The sequence below is a fragment of the Chromobacterium vaccinii genome, assembly GCF_001855275.1.
Taxonomy (GTDB): domain Bacteria; phylum Pseudomonadota; class Gammaproteobacteria; order Burkholderiales; family Chromobacteriaceae; genus Chromobacterium; species Chromobacterium vaccinii.
On the sequence record NZ_CP017707.1, the window covers coordinates 4,374,653 to 4,399,875 of the forward strand.

Below are 25,223 nucleotides of genomic sequence, written 5' to 3' on the forward strand. Positions count from 1 at the left end.
TGGTGGTGGCGGGCTGCGCGCTGATCGCCGCCGGCGTGTTCTCAGCCTATGGGTTGCTGTTTTCCGCCGCGGCCGCGCGGCGCGCCTACCTGAGATCGAGGCGTTGGCTGCATGGCGCGCTGGCGCTGGCGTTCGCCTGGGCGGGCGTCAGAATGCTGAGGGGAGGGGCATTATCCTTTGCCGAAAAACGCGCCAGCCAGTGCGCTGGCGTTCAGGGATTGGGGGGATTGGCGCCGGCCTGCACGGCTGAGAAGTGGTTGACCACATCGGCCAGCCGCGAGGTGCTGTTGCGTATCTGCTCAATCGAACTGCTGGCCTCGCTGGCGTGCTCCTCGCCTTTTTGCGCCTTTACCAGCATTTCGTGGATGCTCTCGGTGGCGTTGCCGGTGCCGTTTTTGATGTCGTCTATCATCTGGGTCACCTCCTTGGTGGAGGAACTGGTGCGTTCGGCCAGCTTGCGCACCTCGTCGGCCACCACGGCGAAGCCGCGGCCCTGCTCGCCGGCGCGCGCCGCTTCGATCGCCGCGTTCAGCGCCAGCAGGTTGGTCTGGTCGGCGATTTCATGGATGGTGTTGACGATGGTGGTGATGCGGTTGGTTTTCTGTTCCAAGTCTTCGATCAGACGGGCCGATTGTCCGGCGCTGTCGGCGATCACGCTCATCGCCTGGATGGTATCGCGGATCACCTGCTGGCCGTCGTTTGAGGCGCTGTCCGACGCCGCCGACAGCCGGTGCGCTTCCTGCACCAGGCGCAGGTCCTGTTGCCGCGCGGTTTCCTGATCAGTGATGTCGGTCGCGAACTTGATGACCTTGAACACCACGCCATCGTCGTCGAAGATCGGATTGTAGCTGGCTTCCAGCCAAATCGGCCGGCCCGACTTGTGCAGACGCTCGAACCTGCCGCTGACGAACACGCCTTGTTTCAGCTGCGTCCACAGGTGCTCATAGGCGGGACTGTGCACGAAGTCGGCGGGGCAGAAGATTCTGTGATGTTTGCCGATGATTTCCTCGGCGGTATAGCCTGTGGCGCCGAGAAAATTGGCGTTGGCAGTCAGTATGGTGCCCTCGGGGGTGAATTCGATGACGGCCATTGAGCGCTCGACGGCCTTCATGATGTTTCTCGCCTCATGGGCGAGCTTGACCTCCTGGGTGACGTCCAGCGCGAACTTGATCACTTTGACCACCTGGCCCTGCCTGTCGCAGACCGGGTTGTAGCTGGCCTCCAGCCAGACGGTGCGACCATCCTTGGCGATGCGCCTGAACTGATCCTTGATGATGCCCCCTGTCCGCAACACATGCCAAAAGGCCTTGTATTCCTGGCTGGTGGCGAATTGCGGCAGGCAGAACATCCGGTGGTGCTTGCCGATGATTTCCTCGGCGCTGTAGCCCATGGTCTGCTCGAAATTGGCGTTGGCTGAGAGGATGATGCCGTCCGGGCTGAATTCTATGATGGCCGTCGAGCGGTCCAGCGCGTCCAGCACGTTTTTTTGATTTTCCAGTTGAGCCAGGGCGTCACTCAAGGCGGATTTCAGTTTTTGATCGAACATCGTGGCATCCTCGCGGGATAGGGATGGTCGGGATGGCAAAGTGCGCGTTATCGCTTATTTGGTGTATGAAATATGGGTGAGATTAGTCAAGGGGGAGTCTGGGGGGGAAGTGCGGTTTCGGACGGGAAATTCATCGGCGGCTTGCCGGGAAAGCGACGCGCCGCCACGGTTCTTCAGCGCGTCAGCTGCGGGAACAGCCGGTAAACGCCGTCGACGATGATTTCCACCGACACCGCCGCCAGCAGCATGCCCATCACCCGGTTGACGATGTTGATGCCGGTCTGGCCCAGCAGCCGGGATAGCGGCGAAGCCAGCACCAGCGCGCCATAGCAGGTGACGGCCACCAGGAGGCCGCTGACCAGCAGGTAGGCCACCTGCAGCCAGGAATGGGCGGTGCTGGCATAGATGATCACGGTGGAGATGGTGCCGGGGCCGGTCATCAGCGGGATGGCCATCGGCACCACCGCGATATTGGTCTTGTGGCCGGCTTCCTCCCGTTCCTGCTTGGTGGTCTTGGTCGGCCCGGGCTTGGCGTTCATCAGCGCGATGGCGATCAGCATCACCAGGATGCCGCCGCCCACCTGGAACGAGCCGATGCTGATGCCCAAAAAACGCAGCAGCGTCTCGCCGACCACGGCGAACAGGCTGAGCACGATGGCGACGGCGATGGCGGTGGTCTTGGCGATTTTCCGCCTTTCCTCCAGGCCGGCGTTGGGCGTCAGGCTGATGAAGATGGGAATGGCGCCCAGCGGATTGACCAGCACCAGCAGGGCGATGAAGATTTTTGCGATTTCGATTTCCATGATGATGGAGCTTACCTGTTAGTTCGATCCACAACATTCGGCGTGGAGACGCAAACAACCATGGTTGCGTCAGGGAAATGGAAATATAAAAAAACCGGCGTCGCCGCCGGTTTCAGCATAGCGGAGCGCCGGCGCTCACGCCTTGGCCAGCAACAGCTCCAGCGTGCGGCGGTAAATGTCGGACAAGGGCTCCACGTCGGCCGTTTCCACGCACTCGTTCAGTTTGTGGATGGTTGCGTTGACCGGGCCGAACTCCACCAGTTCGCGCGCGATGCGCTTGATGAAGCGGCCGTCCGAGGTGCCGCCGGTGGTGGACAGCTCGGCCTTGGCGTCGGCCACATCGGCGATCGCCTGGCCCAGAGCCTGGGTCAGCGCGCCCGGCGGCGTGATGAAGGGCTGGCCGGACAGCTGCCAGTGCAACTCGTAGCCCAGACCATGCTTGTCCAGTATCCGGCAGACCCGTTCCTTCAGGCTGTCGGGGCTGCTTTCCGGCGAGAAACGGAAGTTGAACAGCAGCTCGCAGTGGCCCGGTATGACGTTGGTGGCGCCGGTGCCGGCCTGGATGTTGGACACCTGCCAGCTGGTGGGCGGAAAGAAGGCATTGCCGTCGTCCCAGCGGGTGGCGGCCAGTTCCGCCAGCGCCGGCGCCATCAGGTGGATGGGGTTCTTCGCCAACTGGGGATAGGCGATATGGCCTTGGATGCCATGCACCACCAGCCGGCCGGACAGCGAGCCGCGGCGGCCGTTCTTGACGGTGTCGCCCAGGCGCTGCTCGGACGTCGGCTCGCCGACGACGCAGTAGTCTATCGTTTCGCCGCGCGCTTCCAGCGCGTCCACCACCTTCACCGTGCCATCCACCGCCACGCCTTCTTCGTCCGAGGTTATCAGCAGCGCCAACGAGCCGGCGTGGTCGGGATGCTCGGCGACGAAGCGTTCGCAGGCAGTGACGAAGGCGGCCAAAGACGCCTTCATGTCGGCGGCGCCGCGGCCGTACAGCAGGCCGTTGCGGATGGTCGGCTCGAACGGCGGACTGTCCCATTTTTCCAACGGGCCGGTGGGCACCACGTCGGTATGGCCGGCGAAGCAGAACACCGGGCCGGCGTCGCCCCTGCGCGCCCAGAAGTTGTCCACGTCGCCGTGGCGCATCTTCTCCACCCTGAAGCCGATGGCCTCCAGGCGGTCTATCATCAGCGCCTGGCAGCCTTCGTCGCGCGGGGTGACGGAATCGCGGCGGATCAGCTCGCGGGCGAGATCCAGCGTCGCGCTCATAGGCCGAAACGCTCCGTCCAGTCGGCCTCGGAGAAGCCGACGCCCACCTTGCCGTCCAGGTCCAGCACCGGGCGCTTGATCACGGAAGTCTGCTCCCGCATCAGCGCGATGGCGCCGTCCGGCGTATCGGCGGCGGCCTTGGCTTCATCCGGCAGCGCGCGCCAGGTGGTGCCCTGGCGGTTGACCAGCTTGGCCAGCGGCACCTGGGCGGCCCAGGCCTGCAGGCGTTCGGCGTCTATGCCCTGTTTCTTGAAGTCGTGGAAGATGTAATCGATGCCGTTGTCGGCCAGCCATTGCCGGGCCTTCTTCACGGTGGTGCAGTTGGGGATGCCGTACAGGGTAATCATCGGGTGGGTTTACAAGTCCAGTTTGATGCTGTCGAAGCCGGCCGCGCTGGCGGGGCCGGATTTGCCTTTGCCGCTCTCCTTCGACTGATTGACCAGCCAATACAGATTGGTGGGAGAGTCGGCGTTTTTCAGCGCTTCGTCCAGGCTGATCCGTCCGGCCTGATAGAGCTGGAACAGCGCCTGTTCGAAGGTCTGCGCGCCATCGCTCATGCTGCTTTCGATGGCCTCCTTGATTTTGTCCATCTCTCCGCCGCGAATCAACTCCGAAATGTGCGGCGTGTTGATCAGCAGCTCCAGCGCGGGGGTGCGGCCGCCGTCCAGCGTCGCCACCAGGCGCTGCGAGATCACCGCGCGCAGCGAGGCCGACAGGTCCATCAGCAGCGCGCCTCTGGCCTCGGGCGGGAAGAAGTTCATCACCCGGTTCAGCATGTGGTAGCTGTTGTTGCCGTGCAGGGTGGAGATGCACAGATGGCCGGACTGGGCGTAGCCGATGGCGTGGCCCAGCGTTTCCGGATCGCGGATCTCGCCTATCATCAGCACATCCGGCGCCTCGCGCATCGCGTTCTTCAGCGCCCGCGTGTAAGACAGCGTGTCGAAGCCGATCTCGCGCTGGTTGACGATGGACTGGTCGTGGCGGAACAGGAATTCGATCGGGTCCTCGATGGTGAGGATGTGGCCCTTGGTGCTGCGGTTGCGCGCCTGCAGCATCGCCGCCACCGTCGAGCTCTTGCCGGAGCCGGTGGCGCCGACCACCAGGATCAGGCCGCGCTTCAGCTGGATCAGCTCCTCCAGCAGCGGCGGCAGCTCCAGCTCCTCCATGGTGGGGATGCTGGGCAGGATGTAGCGCACCACCATGCCGACCGAGCCGCGCTGCCAGAACACATTGACGCGGAAGCTGCCGAGGCCCGGCACCGGATGGCCCAGGTTCATCTCGCGCTCGCGCTCGAAGACGGCGGCCTCTTCGTCGCTCATCAGGCTGTAGGCCAACTGTTTGACCATATCCGGCGTCAGCGGCTTTTCGTTGACCGGCGCCAGCTCGCCGCCCAGTTTCAGCATCGGTGGGGAAAAGCTGGTCAGGAACAGGTCGCTGGCCTTTTTTTCGGCCATCAGCTTGAAGAACGGCAGCATCAGCATGGAGCGCTCCGGCAAGGCGGGATATCGATTCAGTTTAGCCGCCCGGCACGGGCTTGCGTTTGTTCCGGATGAAACAAAACGCCGCCCGGGAAGGGCGGCGTCGCTTGAATGCCGGCGGACGGTCAGGCCGGCTTGGCGGTTTCCTGGTCGCGCAGCGCGCGGCGCAGGATCTTGCCGACGTTGGTCTTGGGCAGCTCGTTGCGGAACTCCACCAGCTTGGGCACCTTGTAGCCGGTGAGGTTTTCGCGGCAGTAGCGGATGATGTCCTTGTCGGTGAGGGCGGGGTTCTTCTTCACCACGAATACCTTGACCACTTCGCCGGACTTGTCGTCCGGCACGCCGATGCAGGCCACTTCCAGCACGTCCGGATGGCCGGCCACCACGTCTTCGATCTCGTTCGGATAGACGTTGAAGCCGGATACCAGAATCATGTCCTTCTTGCGGTCCACCAGTTTGACGTAGCCTTCCGGGGTGATCACGGCCATGTCGCCGGTGGCGAGGAAGCCGTCGTCGCCCAGCACCTTGGCGGTTTCATCCGGCCGCTGCCAGTAGCCGCGCATCACCTGCGGGCCGCGGATGCATAGCTCGCCCTGTTCGCCCATGGCTACCGGCTTGCCTTCGGCGTCGCGGATCTCGATCTCGGTGGAGGGGACCGGCAGGCCGATGGTGCCGTTGTATTCCTTCAGGTCCATCGGGTTGATGCAAGCGGCGGGGCTGGTCTCGGTCAGGCCGTAGGCCTCCACCAGCGGCACGCCGGTGACGGCCTTCCACTTGTCGGCCACCGCCTTCTGCACCGCCATGCCGCCGCCCAGCGTCAGCCGCCAGCTGGAGAAATTCAGCTTGGAGAATTCCGGGTTGTTCAGCAGCGCGTTGAACAGCGTGTTGACGCCGGTGATGCAGGTGATCGGGTATTTGCGCAGTTCCTTGACGAAGCCGGGGATGTCGCGCGGATTGGTGATCAGCACGTTCAGCGCGCCGATCTCGGTGAACACCATCAGGTTCGCGGTCAGCGAGAAGATGTGGTACAGCGGCAGCGCGGTGACGATCACTTCCTGGCCTTCGCGCACCAGCGTGCCTACCCAGGCGCTCGCCTGAAGCATGTTGGCGACGATGTTCCGGTGCAGCAGCACCGCGCCCTTGGCCACGCCGGTGGTGCCGCCGGTATACTGCAGGAAGGCGATGTCGTCGTGGGTCAGCGCCATCTTGTCGTAGGGCTTGGCCGCGCCGATGGACAGCGCGTCGCTGAAGCGGATGTGGCCGGGGATGTGCCAGGGCGGCACCATCTTCTTGATCTTGCGCACCACGAAGTTCACCAGCGGGCCCTTGAAGGCGCCCAGCATCTCGCCGATGGAGGCGATGACCACGTTTTTCACCTGGGTGCGCGGCAGCACCTGCTCCAGCACGCCGGCGAAGTTTTCCAGGATGACGATGGTTTCCGCGCCGGAGTCTTTCAACTGGTGTTCCAGCTCGCGCGGGGTGTACAGCGGATTGACGTTGACCACCGCGCCGCCGGCGCGCAGCGTGCCGAACACGGCGATCGGGTATTGCAGCAGATTGGGCATCATCAGCGCGACGCGGTCGCCCTTTTTCAGGCCCAGCCTGTGTTGCAGGAAAGAGGCGAATCGGCCGCTGAGCGCGTCCAGCTCAGCATAGCTGAGCACCTTGTCCATGCAGGCCATCGCCGGCCGGCCGCTGAATTTCTTGACGCTGCGGTCGAACACCTCGGTTACCGACTGGAACTGGTCGATGTCGATCTCGTGGGCGACGCCGGGCTGGTAGTTTTTGAGCCACACCTTATCCATAAATCCGGGTTTCTCCGTCGTGCGGGTTTTAGCGAGCTTCGCCGCGGCGGGCGCGGACGAGCGTTTTTGCGAGTCGCTATTTAATAGTTGTTGTTGTCGGCCTGAAGGCCATTGCGATCAAACCGGAGTTTGATTCGCGGTAATGTATCGCAACTGAAATCGTCTCGCAAAGTTGTCTGGCATGCGGCGGCCTTCGCCCCGGGGCCGGGCGGCCGCGCCGGTTTTCTTTTTTGCGGAAATAGGTTACAATCGCAGCGGTTAGGGATGGGCGTTTCGCCCATTTTTTATTTGTGGAAAAAGCAATGGATGTTCGTTTGCTGCTGGAAAACACCCTGCAGGGTCTGGGCTATGAGCTCGTCGATTTCGAAATGACCCAAGGTGGAGGTTTCCGCGTATTTATCGATAAACCCGGTGGCATCACCGTGGAAGACTGCGTGCTGGTGAGCAATCACCTGACTCGGCTGTTCATGGTCGAGAACGTGGATTACGAGCGTTTGGAAGTGTCTTCGCCGGGCCTGGATCGCCCGCTGAAGAAGGAGGCCGATTTTGTCCGCTTCTCCGGTCAGCTCGCCAAGATCAAGACGCGGATGCCGATCGAGCAGCAGAAGAAATTTACCGGTCGTCTTGCCGGGGTCGAGGACGGCTCCGTGAAGCTGGATGTGGATGGCCGCATCGTGGAGATTCCGTTCGCCAACATCGACAAGGCTCGTATCGAGCCTGAGTTTTGATGTCTGGACGGCGATAGCCCGCGCTAAAGGACAAAATTCGGAGAGGAATGCATGAGTCGCGAGATTTTGTTGCTGGTGGATGCCCTGGCGAGCGAAAAGAATGTCAGCAAGGATGTGGTGTTCTCCGCCCTTGAGATGGCGCTTGCCTCGGCCACCAAGAAGAAGTTTACCGATGACGAGATGGACGTGCGCGTCGAAATCGACCGCCACACCGGGCAATACCAAACCTTCCGCCGCTGGACTGTGGTGGAAGACGAGCTGTTGGAATCCGAGAGCCGGGAACTCGGCCTGGTCGACGCGCGCGACCGCGATCCGCGCATCGAGCTGGGCGCCGTCATCGAAGAACAGATGGAAGCCGTGGAGTTCGGCCGCATCGGCGCGCAGACCGCCAAGCAGGTGATCCTGCAGCGCATCCGCGACGCCGAGCGCGAACAGCTGCTGAACGAATTCCTGCAGCGCCGCGAGCATCTGGTGATCGGCACCATCAAGCGCATCGAGCGCGGCAATGCCATCGTCGAGTGCGGCAAGCTGGAAGCCGTGCTGCCGCGCGATCAGATGATTCCGAAGGAAAACCTGCGCGTGGGCGACCGCGTCAAAGCCTACCTGCTGCGCATCGATCGCCAGGGCCGCGGCCCGCAGCTGATCCTGTCGCGCACCGCGCCGGAATTCCTGGTCAAGCTGTTCGAGTTGGAAGTGCCGGAGATCGAGGAAGGCATGCTGGAAATCCGCGCCGCCGTGCGCGATGCCGGCATGCGCGCCAAGATCGCGGTCAAGGCCAACGACGCCCGCATCGATCCGCAGGGCACCTGCATCGGCATGCGCGGTTCCCGCGTTCAGGCCGTGACCCAGGAGCTGGCGGGCGAGCGCGTCGACATCGTGTTGTGGGCGCCGGAACCGGCCCAGTTCGTGATCAACGCGCTGTCGCCGGCGGAAGTGAGCCGCATCATGGTTGATGAAGACAATCACAGTATGGATGTGGTCGTCGAGGAAGAGCAGCTGGCGCTGGCCATCGGCCGCAGCGGCCAGAACGTCAAGCTCGCCGCCGAGCTGACCGGCTGGTACCTGAACATCATGACCGTGACCGAGGCTGAAGAGAAGCACCTGGCCGAGGACGCCGCGTTGCGCCAGCTGTTCGTCAGCGCGCTCAGCGTGGACGAAGACACCGCCGCCAAGCTGGTGGCAGAGGGCTTCGCCGCGCTGGAAGAGGTGGCCTATGTGCCGTTGGAAGAAATGCTGGAAATCGAAGGCTTCAACGAGGAGCTGGTGGGCGAGCTGCGTAGCCGCGCCCGTGATGCGCTCCTGACGCAGGCCATCGCGTCCGAAGAGCAGGTCGAAAATGTATCCGACGACCTGAAGGACGTTGAAGGCCTGGATGCCGAGCTGGTTCGCAAGCTGGCCGCAGGCGGTGTGGCCACCCGCGACGATCTGGCCGACCTGGCCGTTGACGATCTGGTGGACATGACCGGCATGGAAGCGGAAGCTGCACGCGCAATCATCATGAAGGCGCGCGAACACTGGTTCAACCAGTAAGGCTTTCTCGGGAAGTATTTACGGAATTTGGGAAGACGCATGGTTTTGACGAATGTAAAACAATTTGCCGGTGAGATGAATCTCACGCCGGAACGCCTGCTGGAGCAGCTGAAGGCAGCCGGAGTGAGCAAGCGCTCGCCGGATGACACCCTATCGGCGCAAGACAAGTCCCAGCTCCTGGACTACCTGAAACGTTCACACGGCGCGCGCGAGGACTCCAACATCACCCTGACTCGCAAGTCGACTTCCGAAGTGAAGAAGGCCGATGGCAGCACCGTGACGGTTGAGACTCGCAAGAAGCGCGTGGTGGCTCGTCCGGATGACGCGCCGCGAGCCGAGGCTGCCAAGCCGGCCGAGCCGGCGCCTGTCGCCGCGCCGGTGGAAGCTAAGCCGGAACCGAAGCCCGAGCCCAAGGTCGAGGCCAAGCCGGAACCGAAGCCGGAACCGAAGGTCGAGGCCAAGCCCGAGCCTAAGCCGGAAGCCAAGCCCGAGCCGAAACCGGCCGCTGCGCCGGCGCCGCGCACCGTCGCCTCCATCCTGTCGCCGGAAGAAATCGCTTCTCGCGAAGCGGAAGAGAAGCGTCAGGCTGCTTTCCGCGCCCGTCAGGAAGCGCTGATGCGCGAAAAGATCGAGCGCGAAGAGCGCCGCCAAGCCGCCAAGCTGGCCGCGTCGCAGCCGGCTCCGGCTCCGGCTCCGGTGGTTGAGCAGCCGCGCGCGGTTGAGCCGCAGCGCGAGCAGCGCGATGACCGCCGTCCGGCGGGTGACAACCGCGGTCCGCGTCCGGCAGGCGCCGGTGACCGCGGTCCGCGCCCGGCAGGCGCCGGCGATCGCGGCCCGCGCCCGGCAGGCGCCGGCGATCGCGGCCCGCGCCCGGCAGGCGTCGGCGATCGCGGTCCGCGTCCGGCAGGCGACAGCCGCGGCCCGCGTCCGGCAGGCGCCGGCGATCGTGGTCCGCGTCCGGCTGGCGACAGCCGCGGCCCGCGTCCGGCTGCTCCTGGCGTTCCTGGCGCTCCCGTTGTTCCGGCTACCGTTGCCGGTCGTCCGGATGCCAAGAAAGGCGGCGGCAAGAAGGGCGGCGATCGCAACTGGGACGACAAGAAGAAGGGCGGCCGCGGTCTGAAGACCAAGGGCGGCGACGCCGGCAGCGACTGGAAGTCGCGCGGCAAGGGCCGGCACAAGCAAGGCAACAACCAGCATGCCTTCCAGGCGCCGACCGAACCCATCGTGCATGAGGTTCTGGTGCCGGAAACCATCACCGTGGCCGAATTGGCTCACCGCATGGCCGTCAAGGCCGTGGAAGTGATCAAGACGCTGATGAAGATGGGCATGATGGTCACCATCAACCAGGTGCTGGACCAGGAAACCGCGCTGATCGTGGTCGAGGAAATGGGCCACATCGGCAAGGCCGCCCAGGCGGACGATCCGGAAGCCTACCTGGAAGTGACCGGCGGCGAGACCATCGAAGTGGTTGAGCGTCCGCGCTCCCCGGTGGTGACCGTGATGGGTCACGTGGATCACGGCAAGACCTCGCTGCTGGACTACATCCGCCGCGCCAAAGTGGCGGCGGGCGAAGCCGGCGGCATTACCCAGCATATCGGCGCCTACCACGTGGAAACCCCGCGCGGCATGGTGACCTTCCTGGACACCCCGGGCCACGAAGCGTTTACCGCGATGCGTGCCCGCGGCGCCAAGGCCACCGACATCGTGGTGCTGGTGGTGGCTGCCGACGACGGCGTGATGCCACAAACGATCGAAGCGATTCACCACGCCAAGGCGGCCAAGGTGCCGATGGTGGTGGCGGTCAACAAGATCGACAAGCAGGGCGCCAACGTCGAGCGCATCCGCCAGGAACTGGTATCGCATGAAGTGGTGCCGGAAGACTGGGGCGGCGATACCCAGTTCGTCGAAGTGTCCGCCAAAATGGGCACCAATATCGACGGATTGCTGGAAGCCATCCTGCTGCAAGCTGAATTGCTGGAGCTGAAGGCGCCGGTGGAGAGCCTGGCCAAGGGCATCATCGTCGAGGCCCGCCTCGACAAGGGCCGCGGTCCGGTCGCCACGCTGCTGGTTCAGTCCGGCACGCTGAAGAAGGGCGATGTGGTGCTGGCTGGCACGTCGTTCGGCCGCGTTCGCGCCATGATGGACGAAAACGGCAAGGCGATCGACTCGGCCGGTCCGGCCATCCCGGTGGAAATCCTGGGTCTGTCCGACGTGCCGCAAGCCGGCGAAGACGCGATGGTGCTGGCCGACGAGAAGAAGGCGCGTGAAATCGCCCTGTTCCGCGCCGGCAAGTTCCGCGACGTGCGTCTGGCCAAGCAGCAAGCGGCCAAGCTGGAGAACATGTTCGCCCAGATGTCCGAAGGCGAGGTGCAGACCTTGTCCGTCATCATCAAGGCGGATGTCCAGGGTTCGTACGAAGCGCTGGCGGGCAGCCTGCAAAAACTGTCCACCGAGGAAGTGCGCGTATCCATCCTGCACTCCGGCGTGGGCGGCATCAGCGAGTCCGACGTCAACCTGGCGATCGCGTCCAAGGCCATCGTCATCGGCTTCAACACCCGAGCCGACGCCGCCGCGCGCAAGCTGGCGGAGAACGAAGGCGTCGACATCCGTTACTACAACATCATTTACGATGCTGTGGACGAGGTGAAGGCCGCGCTGTCCGGCATGCTGGCTCCGGAGAAGAAGGAGCAGATCCTGGGCACCGTCGAGATCCGTCAGGTGATCACGGTTTCCAAGGTGGGCAACATCGCGGGTTGTATGGTGACCGACGGCATGATCAAGCGCAGCGCTTCGATCCGCCTGATCCGCAACCACGTGGTGGTGCACACCGGCGAACTGGAATCGCTGAAGCGTTTCAAGGACGACGTGAAGGAAGTGAAGCAGGGCTACGAATGCGGCCTGATGCTGAAGAACTTCAACGACATCCAAGAAGGCGACCAGCTGGAAGCGTTCGAGATCGTGGAAATCGCGCGTTCCCTGTAATCGGGACGCCAGGGGCGGGTGTTTCGTCGGCCGGATGGCCGACGGGCGCTCGCCCTTTTCGCATATGCGCCGCGAAATCCTTTCCGCAAGGGAAGGGGCGCGGCTTGCGGCTGCAAGAGCCTGTTCAAGGCCTCCGCCGGTATTGGCCGCTCGCCGGAGCGGAAAACGTTGGACAGGCCCCTGTGCCGCTAGAACAGAACTGGAAGTGACATGGCCAAAGCCAAAAAAGGTTTTTCCCGCTCGGACCGCATCGCCGAGCAGATCCAGCGCGAGCTGGCCGAGCTGACCCGCAAGGGCCTGAAGGATCCGCGCGCCGGTTGGATCACCATCACCGCGGTTGAAGTCACCCGCGATTATTCGCATGCCAAGGTGTATTACACGGTGATGGTCGAGAACACCCGCGAGGCCACCCAGGAAGCGCTGGACAGCTCAGTCGGTTATCTGCGCAACGAGCTGGGCCGCGCCATCAAGATGTTCAGCATGCCGCAGCTGCATTTCGTCTATGACGACTCGGTCGAGCGCGGCATGCATTTGACCAGCCTGATCAACCAAGTGGCGCGCGAAGACGCGGAGAAGTTCGGCGAGCAGGCCGAAGGCGAAGCCGGCGAGGGCAAGGCCGAATGAGCAAGCCGCGCAGCAACCGCCGCCAGATCGATGGCGTGCTGCTGATCGACAAGCCTTACGACATTTCCAGCAACAACGCGCTGCAAAAAGCGCGCTGGCTGCTGAACGCCGCCAAGGCCGGCCACACCGGCGTGCTCGATCCGCTGGCCACCGGCCTGCTGCCGGTCTGTCTGGGCGAGGCCACCAAGTTTTCCTCGTATCTGCTGGATGCCGACAAGGGCTACCGCGCCATGGTGAAGTTCGGCGCGGTGACCACCACCGGCGATGTCGAGGGCGAAGTAGTGTACGAGCGGCCGGTGAGTTTCAGCCGCGAGCAGCTGGAAGCCGTGCTGGAGCGTTTCCGCGGCGAGATCAGCCAGGTGCCGCCGATGTATTCGGCGCTGAAGCACCAGGGCAAGCCGCTGTACGAATACGCGCGCGCCGGCATCGAGGTGCCGCGCGAGGCCCGCCGGGTCACCATACGCAAGCTGGAACTGCTGTCATTCGACGGCGTGTCGGCCGAGATCGAGGTGCTGTGCACCAAGGGCACGTATATCCGCACCCTGGGCTGCGACATCGGCGAGGCGCTAGGCTGCGGCGCGCATCTGACCGCGCTGCGCCGCACCGCCACTGGCGGCTTCGGCCTGGAGCAGTCGCATGCCTTGGCCGATCTGGAGCTGCTGGACATGCCGGGCCGAGAAGCCTTGTTGATGCCGGCGGATGTGCTGGTGATGCATTTCCCGCAGCTGGAGCTGGCCGATGGCGAGATCGGCAAGTTTCTTCAGGGCCAGCCCGTGCGTTTTGAACAAAAGTGTGAGAAAATGCAGCGTTTCCGGGTTTACCAACAGTCTTCCCGGAAATTCGTGGGGCTGGGCGAGGCTCGCGGCGATGGCCGCCTGCATCCGATCCGGCTCCTGGCGAACCAGGCGGAGGCGTCCTGATTCGCCGCTTACCGAAGTGTGGAATGGGTTGGGTCTTCCGGCTCGCCGCACTTGTCGGGTTTTCAAACCCCTATTGAAACGGAGTAATCCAAATGGCAATGACCGCCGCTCAAAAAGCAGAAATCGTCAAGGGCTTCCAACGCGCTGAAGGCGACACTGGTTCGTCCGAAGTTCAAGTCGCTCTGCTGACCGCACGCATCAACGACCTGACCCCGCACTTCAAGGCCAACACCAAAGACCACCACAGCCGTCGTGGTCTGCTGAAGCTGGTTAGCCGTCGTCGTCGTCTGCTGGACTACCTGAAGCGCACCGACGCTGAAGGCTACCGCGCGCTGATCGCCCGTCTGGGCCTGCGCAAGTAATCGGTATACGGTTCTGAAAAAGTCGCAGCTCGCTGCGACTTTTTCACACCGACAGCTGTGCGAGTTCAACTATCGTGACAACGGGGGGAGCCTCTACAAATTCCGATCATTCATCAGGTCAGAATTTTTAGGGGTTCCCGTTGTTTTATCTGCTCGCGCATTTTCATCAGTGAACCAAAGATAGGGAAACCCTCGTGTTCAACAAGATCACCAAATCGTTCCAGCTCGGCCGCCAGACCGTCACCCTGGAGACCGGTGAAATCGCCCGCCAGGCGTCCGGTTCCGTAGTTGTCTCCGTTGACGACACCGTCGTCATGGTCAGCGTCGTAGGCGGCAAGAACGTCAAGCCGGGCCAGGATTTCTTCCCGCTGACCGTCGACTACCTTGAGCGCACCTACGCCGCCGGCAAGATCCCGGGCGGCTTCTTCAAGCGCGAAGGCAAGCAATCCGAGAAGGAAGTGCTGACCAGCCGCCTGATCGACCGCCCGATCCGCCCGCTGTTCCCGGAAGGCTTCTACCATGACGTGCAAATCGTCGCCACCGTGCTGTCGCTGAATCCGGAAGTGGATTCCGACATCCCGGCGATGATCGGCGCCTCCGCCGCTCTGGCCATCTCCGGCCTGCCGTTCGCCGGCCCGATCGGCGCCGCCCGCGTCGGCTACGCCAACGGCGAATACATCCTGAACCCGACCAAGACCGAACTGCAAACCTCGCAGATGGACTTGGTCGTCGCCGGCACCCAGCGCGCTGTGCTGATGGTGGAGTCGGAAGCCAAGGAACTGCCGGAAGCCGTGATGCTGGGCGCCGTGGTGTTCGGCCATGAGCAGATGCAAGCGGCGATCAAGGCCATCAACGAGCTGGCCGACGAAGTGAACCCGGTGATGTTCGACTGGGCCGCTCCGGTCGCCAACGAAGAGCTGATCGCCCAGATCCGCGGCATCGCCGGCGAGAAGCTGGCCGAAGCCTTCCGCCTGCGCCAGAAGCAAGCCCGCACCGTGGCCATCAACGAAGCTTGGGCCGCGGTCAAGGCCGGCCTGATCAACGAAGACACCGATACCCTGAAGGCCAACGAGATCAAGGGCATCTTCAAGGGTCTGGAAGCTGAAATCGTCCGCGGCCAAATCCTGGCCGGCGAGGCCCGCATCGACGGCCGCGACACCCGCACCGTGCGTCCGATCAGCATCCGCAGCAACGTGCTGCCGCGCACCCACGGCTCCGCGCTGTTCACCCGCGGCGAAACCCAGGCGATGGTCGTGACCACGCTGGGCACCAAGCAGGACGAGCAGATCATCGACGCGCTGGCCGGCGAGTACACCGAGCGCTTCATGCTGCACTACAACTTCCCGCCGTACTCCACCGGCGAAGCCGGCCGCATGGGCCCGCCGAAGCGCCGCGAAATCGGCCACGGCCGCCTGGCCAAGCGCGCGCTGGTAGCGGTGCTGCCGCCGGAAGACGAATTCGGCTACTCGATGCGCGTCGTGTCGGAAATCACCGAATCCAACGGCTCCTCGTCGATGGCTTCCGTGTGCGGCGGCTGCCTGTCGCTGCTGTCCGCCGGCGTGCCGCTGAAGGCGCACGTGGCCGGCATCGCCATGGGCCTGATCCTGGAAGGCAACCGCTTCGCGGTGCTGACCGACATCCTGGGCGATGAAGACCATCTGGGCGACATGGACTTCAAGGTGGCCGGCACCGCCGGCGGCATCACCGCGCTGCAGATGGACATCAAGATCCAGGGCATCACCAAGGAAATCATGCAGGTCGCGCTGGAGCAGGCCAAGGAAGGCCGTCTGCACATCCTGGACCTGATGAAGGAAGCCGTGGACGGCCCGCAAGAGCTGTCCGCCCACGCTCCGCGCCTGTACGTGATGAAGATCAACCCGGAGAAGATCCGCGAAGTGATCGGCAAGGGCGGCGAAACCATCCGCTCCATCACCAAGGACACCGGCTGCGAGATCAACATCGAGGAAGACGGCACCATCACCATCGCTTCGGTCAGCAACGAGGGCGCGGAAGCGGCCAAGAAGCGCATCGAAGAGATCACCGTTGAAGTCGAAGTAGGCAAGGTCTACGAAGGCACCGTGGTCAAGATCCTCGACAACAACGTCGGCGCCATCGTTTCCATCCTGCCGGGCAAGGACGGTCTGGTGCACATTTCGCAGATCGCCAACGAGCGCATCAAGAATGTGTCCGACTACCTGAAGGAAGGCCAAGTGGTTAAGGTCAAGGCCATCGAAATGGACGACCGCGGCCGCATCCGCCTGTCCATCAAGGCCCTGCTGGAAGAAGAAGCGAAAACCGCCCAGGCGACCGCTGATTCCTTCGGCTTGAAGACCCAGTAATCCTTTTCCGCTCTTGATGGGCGGATCCGGAACGATAAACCCCCGCCTTGGCGGGGGTTTTGTTTTGGGCGCTTGATCGACGATCTTCGGCTTTAGACTACCGCGTGCCGCGCCAGGGCGGCGCTTTGTTCGGCCAGCTTGTCTTCCAACTGCTTGACATAGTACTGCAGGATGCCGATTTGCTGGTTGTCCGCGCCTTGCTCGCGCAGCATGGCGTTCAGCGCCTGGTCGGCCTGGGTCTTGTGCTTGGCCAGCGCTTGTTCCGCCTCGGTCTTTTGGGCGGACAATGCCTGGGTTTGTTGCAGCAGCGGCGTGGCGGCGGTTATCTGGCCCAGCGCCTGGGCTTCCGCTTTCTCCTGCTTGCCCTTTTCCGCCGCGCGCAGAGCGGCGCTGGCGGCGACATGCTTGCCGATTTCGCCCAGGGTGGGGGTGACCAGGGTGCCCAGCACGGTGACGACCTGCTTGGCGGTGCCGGCGGTGGTGGCAGGGTCGAGGTAGGCGGTAAGCAGGCCGCCGAGCAGATGGGCGGAGCGTATGCCCAGCGAGGTGTAGGTGCCGGCTTTCATCGCCGTGTCGTCAGATGCCTTGCAGCGCTTGGCGATGGCGTAGACGGCGTTGCCTATGCTGTCGCCCTCCATCGGCAGGCCGCCGCCGCCGCCGGCCTTGCTGCGCCAGTCGTGCAGCGCGCAGCAGGCGTCGGCCAGCGCCATGGTGAAGCCGACGCCGGCGAAGGCCAGCAGCGGCGCGCCGGCGCCGCCGGTGAGCACGGTGACGGCGATGGCCGCGCCCAGGCCCACCGCCGAGCCGACGAAGCCCAGCGCCTTGACGATGAAGTTGCGCTTGGCCAGGTCCACGCCACAGGACTTGGCCTTGTCGGCGGCCTCCTTGGCGCTTTTATCCAGTTGCGCCAGGTCCGGCGCGTCTTTGATCTCGCCAGGGACGCGCGGCGCTGAAATGCCGATGTCGTCGCACTGGACGCCGACGCTGTTGACGCGGCTGGCTTGCTCGTTGGGTTGGACGCCTTGAATCGATGAGCCGGAGATGCGTACTGAAGCTTCCATGCGTTTTCCTTTCCTTGATTCTTTGTCGGGTCAGTGGTTCAGCTTGGCCAGCAGGTCTTCGGCGCGCAGGCGCAGCGCGTGATGGCCGGGCTTGTCCGCCTGGCCGTAGCACAGGGCGATGGCGGCATCCAGCGCGTCGCGCGCGCCCTCGATCTCGTCCAGCCGCAGCAGGCATTCGCCGATATGGAAGACGGCGAAGGGATCGTCAGCCTGCATCGAGGCGGCGTAGCTGAAGAATGCCAGGGCATGATGCAGCTCGCCCTGCTGTTGCAGCGCGCAGGCGAAGGCGAAGTGAAAGCGGCGGTCGCGCGGCTGTTGCAGCACCAGGAAGCCGAAGTCCGAGGTGGCGGCGTCAACATCGCCGGCGTTCCAGGCGTCGTAGCCGCGCGCGTAGATGGCTTCCAGCGCGGCGGCGTCCAGGCCGCCCAGCGAGGCGAGGCTGCTGCGTCCTTCTATGATGTCGCGGCAATGGCGGGCCAGCGCGTCGTGTTGGGGAGCATGAGCGGCGGGGTGATTCATGCGGGAATTTCCTTGGAGTGGAGGCCCCAGCATGGCGCCGGGCCAGATTGGCCGCTTTGGCAAAGCGGCTGGGAATTTGGCAAATCGGCTGCGAGCAAGCCGTAGGCGCAGATGTCATGGCGGCCGTCCGCTAGCCGCAGCATCCCGCGCAGCGTCCCTTCGTGCTGAAAGCCCAGGCTGGCCAGCAGCCGGCGCGAACGCTGGTTGCCGGACAGCACCCAGGCCTGGACGCGGTGGATGGGCTCGCCCAGCCCGCCGGCGAACAGCCAGGGCAGCAGCGGGGACAGGCACCCCGCCATCAGGCCCCGTCCCCAGAGCGTCGGGCATAGGGTGTAGCTCAGCGTCAGGTGGCCTGCGCGGCGTTCCCAGTCCGTCAGGCGCAACACGCCGGCCAGCCGCTCCTGGCCGGCATGGCGCAGCGCGTAGGCGCGCCCTTGGCTGGGGGGAAGCGTGCGCGCGGCGTCGAACCCGCTTCGCAGCGCGTCCTCGCCGCCGCTGGCCAGCCCGCAGGGGCCGGCCACTCGGGGATCGCCGTAGAGCGCGCGATAGCGTGGGTAGTCCGCGGCGACCAGCTGATCCAGCCCCAGGCCGGCGCCGTTCAATGGCAGCGGTAGCGCAGCCATAGCTCGTCGTCCAGCCGCACCGGCTGGGCGCCTTCGGCCAGCATCAGCTCGGCCAGCCGGCGTCGGGTCTGGTCCAGTTTGGGGTCGCGCGGAGAGGACAGGATCATGGCGTCGACGTAACGCAGCGCCGGCACCGCCCGCGTCATGCGGCGCAGCAGCGTCATCAGCGCCAGCACCGCCTGGCCGTCCGCCGCGACCGCGGCGAAATCGCACAGGATCAGGCGTTCGTCTTCCTGGCGGTAGGTGAGCGCGTAGCTGCCGGTCTCTATGCGCTGCCCCAGCAGGAAATCGCTGTCCAGGAAGCGCTGCGGCGCCGGGTTCAGGCCTTCGGCCTGGAGAAAGCGGGTGACCTCGTCCATGCTCTGTCTTCCTTACGAGAACCGCACGCTGCTGGCGATGCGCTCATGCGCCTGGTTGAGGGTGCTCAGGATCTCGCGCAGGTCGGACGACACCTTGAGCGCCTTCTCCAGTGTCTCGTCGGAGCGCTTGAGCAGCTGCTCGGACAGGCCGTGCTGGTAGTCTGCCACCGCTTGCTGTTCCTGGGCTTCGCGCGCCTGGCCATTGCTGAAGTGCAAGCCGACGTTGCCCTGGATGATGCTGTCCGCGCCGCGGCCGATCTGGGAAAACGCTTCGCTGCCCTTGGCGCCCGCCACGCCGCCCAGAAACTGGGTGACGCCGCCGGCGATCTGGGCCCAGGCCTGGGCGTTTTTCGCCGAGAAGTCTTTTTCGATGGCGTCCATCCGGGTATTGAAAGAGGTCTTCTGCATCTGGAAGGCGTTGTTCTGCTGGGTCTGGTTGTACTGGCGCAGCAGGTCGCGCAGCTTGCCGAACAGCTGGCCCAGCTGGACCATCAGGTCGTTGAGCTGGCCGATGGCGTCGCCGCCCTGGTCGCCGGCCACATTGAGCACGGGCGCGCCGCCGGCGACGCCGCTGGAGGTGATGGGGGATGTCATGATGCTTCTCCTTGTCTGATCAGGCGATGTTGGCGGCGATGCTGCTGAGCACCGCGCCGGTCTTGAGCTGGCTTTCGGAGCCGCTGGCCAGCGCCTTGCCGGCGCCGTCCATCAGCTGGCCGATGTCTTCGCGGGCGCGTTTTTTCAGTTTGTCGAACTCGTCGAGCATGAATTGCATGAAGTTGCCCTCGGCGATCAGCTGCTGGACGATCTTCTGCAATTCGGCGCGCTCCTTGGCGATGGCGCCCTGGACGATGCCGTTGGAGCCCTGCACCCCGGCCACGACCACCGTCTTGACGATGTTGGGCGCGCTCTTCAGGCAGGCGCTGACGGCGGCCTGCACGATTTCGCGCTGCACCTGCTTGACGATCTGCCGGGTCAGCTCCTGCGCGGTGGCTTCGGCGCCGGACTTGAGCGCCTTGGTGGCGACGGTTTCCACCGCTTTCGAGACCATGGTTTCGATTGCCTGCTTGCTGAAGGCTTGCAGCAGCTGGCCCTGGCCGAAGAAGCGGGCGGCGGTTTCGCTGAGCTTCTTCGCCACTTCCGAGGCGGTTTTCTCGGCGACTTCCGTGGCGACCTGCTGCGCCACATTCTTGATCACCTCCTGGGCCACTTCCTTGCCGGCGGCGCCGGAAGCCTGCTTGATGGTGTTTTCCAGCAGCTCGCCGGCGCCTTTCTCCACCACGGTCTTGGTGGTGTTGGCTACCGTCTTGGCCGCCATCACGCCGCGTCCCACGCTGATGAAGTCCACGCACATGCCGGCGATCTCAAACGCCAGCTGCACCTTGCCGGCCACGTCGCCCACTTCCTTGTAGCGCTCGGCGTTCTTGGGATCGATCAGCGCCAGGGTGGAGCACATGGCCTTGACCAGGCCGGCGCAGCCGGCCGCCAGGTCCATCGCGCCGCCGGCCACGCTGTTGGCGGCGCCGGTCAGGCAGCCCACGGCGATCTTGAGGACGCCGCTGACGACTTCGGCGATCGCGACGATCCAGTCGACGATGGCCGAGAAAATGCCGGCTTTCTGAGCCTTCTGGGAGTCTTCTATCGCCTTGTCCACCTGCTTGCGCAGGTCTTCGTTCTGGCGCAGGCGCAGGTTTTCCGCGCCCTGGGTGCGGATTTCCAGCGCCATGGATTTCAGGTCGGCGCTGTCGCCCAGGGCCTTGACGCCCAGCAGCGAGGCGGCCAGGCTCATCGCCTCCATCGGCGTGCGCTCCAGCTGCGCCAGGGTGATGGGCTTGCCGTTCTCGCGCGGGCCGAACACCGCCAGGATGCGGTTGAGCGCGCCTTCGGCCATGCGCAGCGTCGCCGTTTCGCGCGGCGGGGGCGGGGAATGGAAATCTCGGTTGGCGTTGGCCTCCCGGCCGCGGGCATTGGGGGCGGACAGCGGGTCCAGCGCGCCGGCGCCTACGCGCTGGCTGGGCGCGGCTCCGTCGGTTTCGTCCGGGCGGCGCAGTTCGCCGAGCGGGACGGCGGAAAAGGTTTCGGTGATGGAGTTCATGCGTGTTCCTCCTTGGGGCATGAGGCGGCTTGTTGCTGTATTTCAGCCTTGAGTTCGGCGTATTCGGGTCTGGCCGCGCACCACTTGAGCGCCGCCGCGAACGCCTTGGCCGCCTGCGGCCGATTGCCGCTCAACTGGTGGCTGAGGCCGGCCAGATAGGCGGAGCGCGGGTCGTCCAGGCGCAGCAGGCCGGCCTGGCCGAAGCAGAAGATCGCTTCGGTGTGCTCGCCCAGCCGCTGGCAGCACAGGCCAAGCGACAGCCAGTAATCGAACTGCCAGTGGCTGAGCCGGGCCAGCATCAGGTAGAAGCGTTTGGCCCCGGCGTAGTCGCCGGCGTCGAACAGCTGGCAGGCGTAGGCGTAGACGCGGTCCAGGTCGGCGGGGTCCAGGTTCACCAGCGCCTGCAGCGTGCCGCCCTGGGCGAAGAAGTCGCGCACCGTGTCCAGATCGTCTTGCATCGGCGTGTCCTCCATGGTGTTAGCGGATGTTCTGCGAGATGGATTTGTTCATCTCGGCCAGCAGCGACTGCATGCTGTTGATCAGGCTGACGCAGACGTTGTACGACTGCATGGTCTTCTGGATCTGCAGCTGGGCCTGGGTGACGAAGTCGGAACAGCGGCCGGAGTCGGCTTCCAATGCGCCCTTGATCACGCTGAGCTGGCCCTTGTCCAATCCTCCGGCCGCGGCCGCCAGCGTATCGGCGATGTGCTGCATGTGGTCCCGGCTGATGTTCTGGTAGCTGCGCTGGCCGACTTCCGGCAGCCCCCAGATGTAGTCGGAGCACTTTTTGCCGTCCACCTTGATGCCTTGCTGGTCCATATAGCTGACCACATCCTGCCAGCTGTCCGACCGCATCCCCTCAGGGCCGGCCTGCGCGATCCGTTCGCGCAGCTTGTCCAGAAAGGCGGTGGCGGGGTTGTTCGCCTTCAGGTAGTCGTCGATGGATTTGCCTTCCACCGCGATGTGGTGGTCCTTCAGGTACTGGATCACCTCGGGCGGCAGCGGCGACTTGTCGTCGGCCTTGGCCAGCCGGGAAATGATGGCGTCCACCTGGTTGGCGGCCTGCTGCGAGTCGCGGGCGCGGTCGGCCTTGGCGCTCATCTGGTCGTAGCGGCCCTGGGCCAGGTCGGAAAACAGCGTCATGAACTTGTAGAGCACCGAGATGCCCTGGGACATGATGGTGTCGCCCTGGCCGGCCTTGCTGTCGACGTAGTTCTCGTAGCCGGCCGACGCGGCGACCGGAACGCCGCCGGCAAAGCTGGTTGCGATAGCCATGATGCGTTTCCTTAGCGGATGTTCTGGGCGATGGACTTGTTCATTTCCGCCAGCAGCGACTGCATGCTGTTGATCAGGCTGACGCAGACGTTGTACGACTGCATGGTCTTCTGGATCTGCAGCTGGGCCTGGGTGACGAAGTCGGAGCAGCGGCCGGAGTCGGCGTCCAGCGCGCCCTTGATCACGTCCAGCTGGCCCTTGTCCAGGCCCTTGCCGTCTTCGTGGCCGATGCTTTTCAGATAGGCCATGATGTCGCTGGTGGAGTTAGTGCCGTCGTTCTGCACGGTGATGCTGATGTGGTGGTCTTTCAGGTACTGGATGACTTCGGGCGGCAAATCGCCCTTGTCGTCGGCCTTGGCCAGCTTGGAAATGATGGCGTCCACCTGGTTGGCGGCCTGCTGCGAATTGCGCGCGCGGTCGGCCTTGGCGCTCATCTGGTCGTATTTGCCCTGGGCCAGGTCGGAAAACAGGGTCATGAATTTGTAGAGCACCGAAATGCCCTGGGACATGATGGAGTCGCCCTGGCCGGCCTTGTTGTCGACGTAGTTTTCGTAGTCGGTGGAGCTGGCGATGGGGTTGCTGGTGGCGAAGTTGGTGGCGAAAGACATGGCGTTATCCTCTTTGCGGTTCAGATGAAAGTGCGGCCCAGCAGCGGGCCGGTCTTGCGCGGAGCGGCCGGTTTGCCCGACGCTCCCTCTCCTGCGCGCTTGAGCGACTCCTCAAGCGATTTGAAATTGCCGTGCAAGCTTTCCACGCATTGCGACAGCTTCTGGTTCAGCGGCGCGAGTTCGCCTTGCATGGCGCGGCCCAGGCGGTCCAGGCGCTGGCGGGCCTGGGCGTCGTGCGGGGCGCGGCGCTGCAGGGCGGCGATTTCGTCCTGCAGCGCCTGGAAGGTGCGCAGCTGCTCGCCCAGTCCTTGCTGGCGGTTTTGCAGGTCCTGCATCAGGCTCTGCAGCGGATGGGTCGACTGCTGGTTCATGCGGGCTCCTTTTCTGGAACGGGTGATGTTGGAATCGATGCTAGGCCCGGCCGCGGCGGCCGACTTTCGAAAAAAGGCCGCGCCTTTCGGTTTCCAGGCGTTTGGTCGGCGGCGGGGTTTCCGCCGCCCTGGCCGGCCTGGCGGCAATGGGCGCCGCGGAAAAAAATGGCACGCTGGGGCGTGCCATGCATGCGGAGAGGGAGGGGGTCAGACGTGCTGGCCGATCTGGCCGAGCTCCAGGCGGGTGGTCTGGATCTGCGGGGTTTCCCGCAATTCCGGATGCTCGCTCCGCAGCGCTTCCAGCGTGCTCTTGTGCGCCTCGGAGAGGTCGGCGACATGGCCGGCGATGCCGGCGCCTGCATGCTGGCCGACCAGGTTGGCCAGGCGGTCGTACAGCGCGTCATGCTGCAGATTGGTGTGCACCGGCGCGGTCAGCTCCGCTGTCGCGTAATCGGGCAGGTCCTGCAGCTTTCCCTGCTTTTGCAGCGCTTCGCCATAGGCGCTGGCGGTGCCGGAGGACGGGTTGTACTCGTCGTCGTCGTTGGCCACCGACATGCCGATCGGAATGGTCTCGGCGAAGGTGTGGTAGGCGCCGAAGTTCATGAAGGCGGCGACGCCCAGCGTGGCCGGCTCCACGATGTCGGGCCGGTTGTAGATGCCTTCGTCGCTCAAGGTGTGCAGGGCGAGCAGGGTGTCGCAGGTGCCGCCGGATTGCGCGCCGGCGGAGGGCAGGCCGCGCAGATTGGACTCGGTGGCGAAGGTGCCGTAGGGCTGCCAGCGGTTGACGCCGGTGCCGTGTGGAAACTCATGCTGCTTGAGCAGTTCCTGGAAGCCGCCCTTGTCGCCGAATTGCAGCTTGGCGTAGGCCTCGGGCAGCTTTTCGACTTCCGCCCGCGACATGGTGAACGGCCGGGTGGGCAGTTTGCCCGGATCCGATTCAATAGGCGCGCCCTGGCGCGGCACGCCGTTGATGTTGGCGTAGCGCTGCCCTTCGGCCGGTTTGTGACCCAGAAGCTCATCCAGCGCCGGCTGGTTTTTCGCGTCATGGGCGGTGACCGCCACCCGGCCGAAACCCAGGCCGTGATCGCCGGCGGACGAGTAATCCACTTGATAATCCACCTGCAGCGGCCGCTCGCTGCGCATGCGGCTGACCGCGTCGTCGAAGCGCTCGGTGCGGGTGCGGCTCTTGAATTCGTCGAAACGGGCGACGCAATCGCGCGACTGCGAGCCGCCCAGCGGCGCCAGCATGTCGCGCAGGGCCGCGCCGTTTTTCTCTCCGTGGATCTTGTCGTTCAGCAACTGCCACACGGTGGTGCCGAAGGAGCTGGCGGCCTTGATCTTGGTCAGCAGGTCATTGCCGCCTTTCTGGTCCGCGTATTTCAGCTCGCCGCCTTGTTCGCGCATCAGCGGGCTGGACAGTTGGCTGTGGATCCAGTCTTCGCCGCTGCCGCCGGAGGTCGTCTTTCTGCCGATCTGGTCGGAGGCGGGCGAGGTCAGCGGGTTGACCAGAGTGGAGCGGAACACGTCGCGCAGCGCCATTGGCTTGCCGTTGAACATCACCGCGTCGGGTTTGTTGCAGGCCTTGGCGTCGTCGGCGAACAAGGGCGTCAGCACCGACGCCAGTTTGGCGCCGTAGTCGTCGAACACGCGGCCGATCTGGCCCGGGTCGTCCAGGATCATCATGCTGACGCCGGCTTCGAACAGCCGGCTGTTGCTGACCGCCGCTTCCTGGGCCTGGTCCAGCGATACGCCTTTTTCCGAGGAGACGATCTTGTCCGGGCCGCCTGCGGCTTCGGCGCGGATTTCGCTGAGCTGGGCCCCTGTGGTGCAGGCTTTCAAGTTGACGCTGTTGACCATGTGGTTTCCTTTGAAAATACAGGGGGATGGCGGATGGTTGCGGCGGATTCTCCGCCGCTTCGATGGAGGGGT

Annotated in this window: 24 protein-coding genes; 7 read left to right on the forward strand and 17 right to left on the reverse strand. The window is 64.4% G+C overall.

All coding sequences use genetic code 11. The annotated features are described in order from the left end of the window. Positions 1-211: 211 nt before the first annotated feature. The 6 genes from BKX93_RS25915 to BKX93_RS20305 form a co-directional block, all read right to left on the reverse strand. Complete coding sequence (locus tag BKX93_RS25915) at positions 212-1,546, reverse strand: methyl-accepting chemotaxis protein (protein WP_070981087.1); 1,335 nt, start codon at positions 1,544-1,546, stop codon at positions 212-214. A 173-nt stretch (positions 1,547-1,719) separates the two neighbouring features. Next, positions 1,720-2,349 (reverse strand): MarC family protein, encoded by a 630-nt coding sequence (locus BKX93_RS20285; protein WP_046157230.1) that lies wholly within the window; start codon positions 2,347-2,349, stop codon positions 1,720-1,722. Positions 2,350-2,484: 135 nt separating this feature from the next. Next, positions 2,485-3,618, reverse strand: coding sequence for a succinyl-diaminopimelate desuccinylase (gene dapE, locus BKX93_RS20290; RefSeq protein ID WP_070981089.1), 1,134 nt, complete (start codon positions 3,616-3,618; stop codon positions 2,485-2,487). Continuing rightward, complete coding sequence (locus BKX93_RS20295) at positions 3,615-3,965, reverse strand: arsenate reductase (RefSeq protein ID WP_046168716.1); 351 nt, start codon at positions 3,963-3,965, stop codon at positions 3,615-3,617. Before BKX93_RS20295 ends, dapE begins: the two co-directional genes overlap by 4 nt. Positions 3,966-3,974: 9 nt before the next feature. Then, on the reverse strand, positions 3,975-5,099 hold the full coding sequence (locus BKX93_RS20300) for a PilT/PilU family type 4a pilus ATPase (protein WP_046168715.1): 1,125 nt from the start codon (positions 5,097-5,099) through the stop codon (positions 3,975-3,977). 122 nt (positions 5,100-5,221) lie between these two features. Next, positions 5,222-6,901 carry a long-chain-fatty-acid--CoA ligase gene (locus BKX93_RS20305; RefSeq protein ID WP_070981091.1) on the reverse strand — a complete coding sequence of 560 codons (1,680 nt, stop codon included), beginning with the start codon at positions 6,899-6,901 and terminating at the stop codon, positions 5,222-5,224. Positions 6,902-7,203: 302 nt separating this feature from the next. Here BKX93_RS20305 and rimP point away from each other — a divergent pair, with 302 nt between their 5' ends. The 7 genes from rimP to pnp all read left to right on the forward strand — a co-directional run bounded on the left by rimP (position 7,204) and on the right by pnp (position 16,386). After that, positions 7,204-7,629, forward strand: coding sequence for a ribosome maturation factor RimP (gene rimP / locus BKX93_RS20310; RefSeq protein WP_021477167.1), 426 nt, complete (start codon positions 7,204-7,206; stop codon positions 7,627-7,629). 51 nt (positions 7,630-7,680) lie between these two features. Further along, positions 7,681-9,159: a transcription termination factor NusA gene (gene nusA / locus BKX93_RS20315; RefSeq protein ID WP_046157226.1), complete on the forward strand. Its 1,479-nt coding sequence runs from the start codon at positions 7,681-7,683 to the stop codon at positions 9,157-9,159. 39 nt (positions 9,160-9,198) lie between these two features. After that, positions 9,199-12,141, forward strand: a complete 2,943-nt coding sequence (infB, locus tag BKX93_RS20320; protein WP_070981093.1) for a translation initiation factor IF-2 — start codon at positions 9,199-9,201, stop codon at positions 12,139-12,141. A gap of 210 nt (positions 12,142-12,351) precedes the next feature. Beyond that, positions 12,352-12,765, forward strand: a complete 414-nt coding sequence (rbfA, locus tag BKX93_RS20325) for a 30S ribosome-binding factor RbfA (protein WP_070981094.1) — start codon at positions 12,352-12,354, stop codon at positions 12,763-12,765. Next, positions 12,762-13,685 (forward strand): tRNA pseudouridine(55) synthase TruB, encoded by a 924-nt coding sequence (gene truB, locus BKX93_RS20330; RefSeq protein WP_070981096.1) that lies wholly within the window; start codon positions 12,762-12,764, stop codon positions 13,683-13,685. Before rbfA ends, truB begins: the two co-directional genes overlap by 4 nt. A 92-nt stretch (positions 13,686-13,777) precedes the next feature. Continuing rightward, complete coding sequence (rpsO, locus tag BKX93_RS20335) at positions 13,778-14,047, forward strand: 30S ribosomal protein S15 (protein ID WP_021475822.1); 270 nt, start codon at positions 13,778-13,780, stop codon at positions 14,045-14,047. Between the two features lie 194 nt (positions 14,048-14,241). Then, the gene (pnp, locus tag BKX93_RS20340; RefSeq protein ID WP_046168620.1) at positions 14,242-16,386 is read left to right on the forward strand and encodes a polyribonucleotide nucleotidyltransferase; all 2,145 of its coding nucleotides are present in this window, start codon (positions 14,242-14,244) and stop codon (positions 16,384-16,386) included. A 92-nt stretch (positions 16,387-16,478) separates the two neighbouring features. Here the strand turns inward: pnp and BKX93_RS20345 are convergent, their stop codons facing one another. The 11 genes from BKX93_RS20345 to BKX93_RS20395 all read right to left on the reverse strand — a co-directional run bounded on the left by BKX93_RS20345 (position 16,479) and on the right by BKX93_RS20395 (position 25,151). Continuing rightward, positions 16,479-17,447: a hypothetical protein gene (locus BKX93_RS20345; RefSeq protein WP_070981098.1), complete on the reverse strand. Its 969-nt coding sequence runs from the start codon at positions 17,445-17,447 to the stop codon at positions 16,479-16,481. A gap of 30 nt (positions 17,448-17,477) precedes the next feature. Then, the gene (locus BKX93_RS20350) at positions 17,478-17,966 is read right to left on the reverse strand and encodes a SycD/LcrH family type III secretion system chaperone (protein WP_070981099.1); all 489 of its coding nucleotides are present in this window, start codon (positions 17,964-17,966) and stop codon (positions 17,478-17,480) included. Next, positions 17,963-18,589 carry a GNAT family N-acetyltransferase gene (locus BKX93_RS20355; RefSeq protein WP_083340615.1) on the reverse strand — a complete coding sequence of 209 codons (627 nt, stop codon included), beginning with the start codon at positions 18,587-18,589 and terminating at the stop codon, positions 17,963-17,965. Before BKX93_RS20355 ends, BKX93_RS20350 begins: the two co-directional genes overlap by 4 nt. After that, positions 18,565-18,948, reverse strand: a complete 384-nt coding sequence (gene sseE / locus BKX93_RS20360) for a type III secretion system effector protein SseE (protein ID WP_046158909.1) — start codon at positions 18,946-18,948, stop codon at positions 18,565-18,567. The genes BKX93_RS20355 and sseE overlap by 25 nt, the downstream gene beginning before the upstream one ends. Before the next feature lie 12 nt (positions 18,949-18,960). Then, the gene (gene sseD / locus BKX93_RS20365) at positions 18,961-19,542 is read right to left on the reverse strand and encodes a type III secretion system translocon protein SseD (protein ID WP_070981103.1); all 582 of its coding nucleotides are present in this window, start codon (positions 19,540-19,542) and stop codon (positions 18,961-18,963) included. Between the two features lie 19 nt (positions 19,543-19,561). After that, on the reverse strand, positions 19,562-21,040 hold the full coding sequence (sctE, locus tag BKX93_RS20370; RefSeq protein WP_070981105.1) for a type III secretion system translocon subunit SseC family protein: 1,479 nt from the start codon (positions 21,038-21,040) through the stop codon (positions 19,562-19,564). Beyond that, a complete protein-coding gene (locus BKX93_RS20375; protein WP_046158918.1) occupies positions 21,037-21,498 on the reverse strand; it encodes a SycD/LcrH family type III secretion system chaperone in 462 nt (153 codons plus the stop codon). The genes sctE and BKX93_RS20375 overlap by 4 nt, the downstream gene beginning before the upstream one ends. A 19-nt stretch (positions 21,499-21,517) precedes the next feature. Beyond that, entirely contained in the window at positions 21,518-22,315 is a 798-nt protein-coding gene (locus tag BKX93_RS20380) for a secretion protein EspA (RefSeq protein WP_070981107.1), read from the reverse strand. An 11-nt stretch (positions 22,316-22,326) separates the two neighbouring features. After that, positions 22,327-22,923 carry a type III secretion system translocon protein SseB gene (sseB, locus tag BKX93_RS20385; protein ID WP_046158913.1) on the reverse strand — a complete coding sequence of 199 codons (597 nt, stop codon included), beginning with the start codon at positions 22,921-22,923 and terminating at the stop codon, positions 22,327-22,329. A 20-nt stretch (positions 22,924-22,943) separates the two neighbouring features. Beyond that, complete coding sequence (locus BKX93_RS20390; protein WP_046158914.1) at positions 22,944-23,294, reverse strand: hypothetical protein; 351 nt, start codon at positions 23,292-23,294, stop codon at positions 22,944-22,946. 207 nt (positions 23,295-23,501) lie between these two features. Continuing rightward, the gene (locus tag BKX93_RS20395; protein WP_222103267.1) at positions 23,502-25,151 is read right to left on the reverse strand and encodes a hypothetical protein; all 1,650 of its coding nucleotides are present in this window, start codon (positions 25,149-25,151) and stop codon (positions 23,502-23,504) included. Between the last annotated feature and the right edge of the window lie 72 nt (positions 25,152-25,223).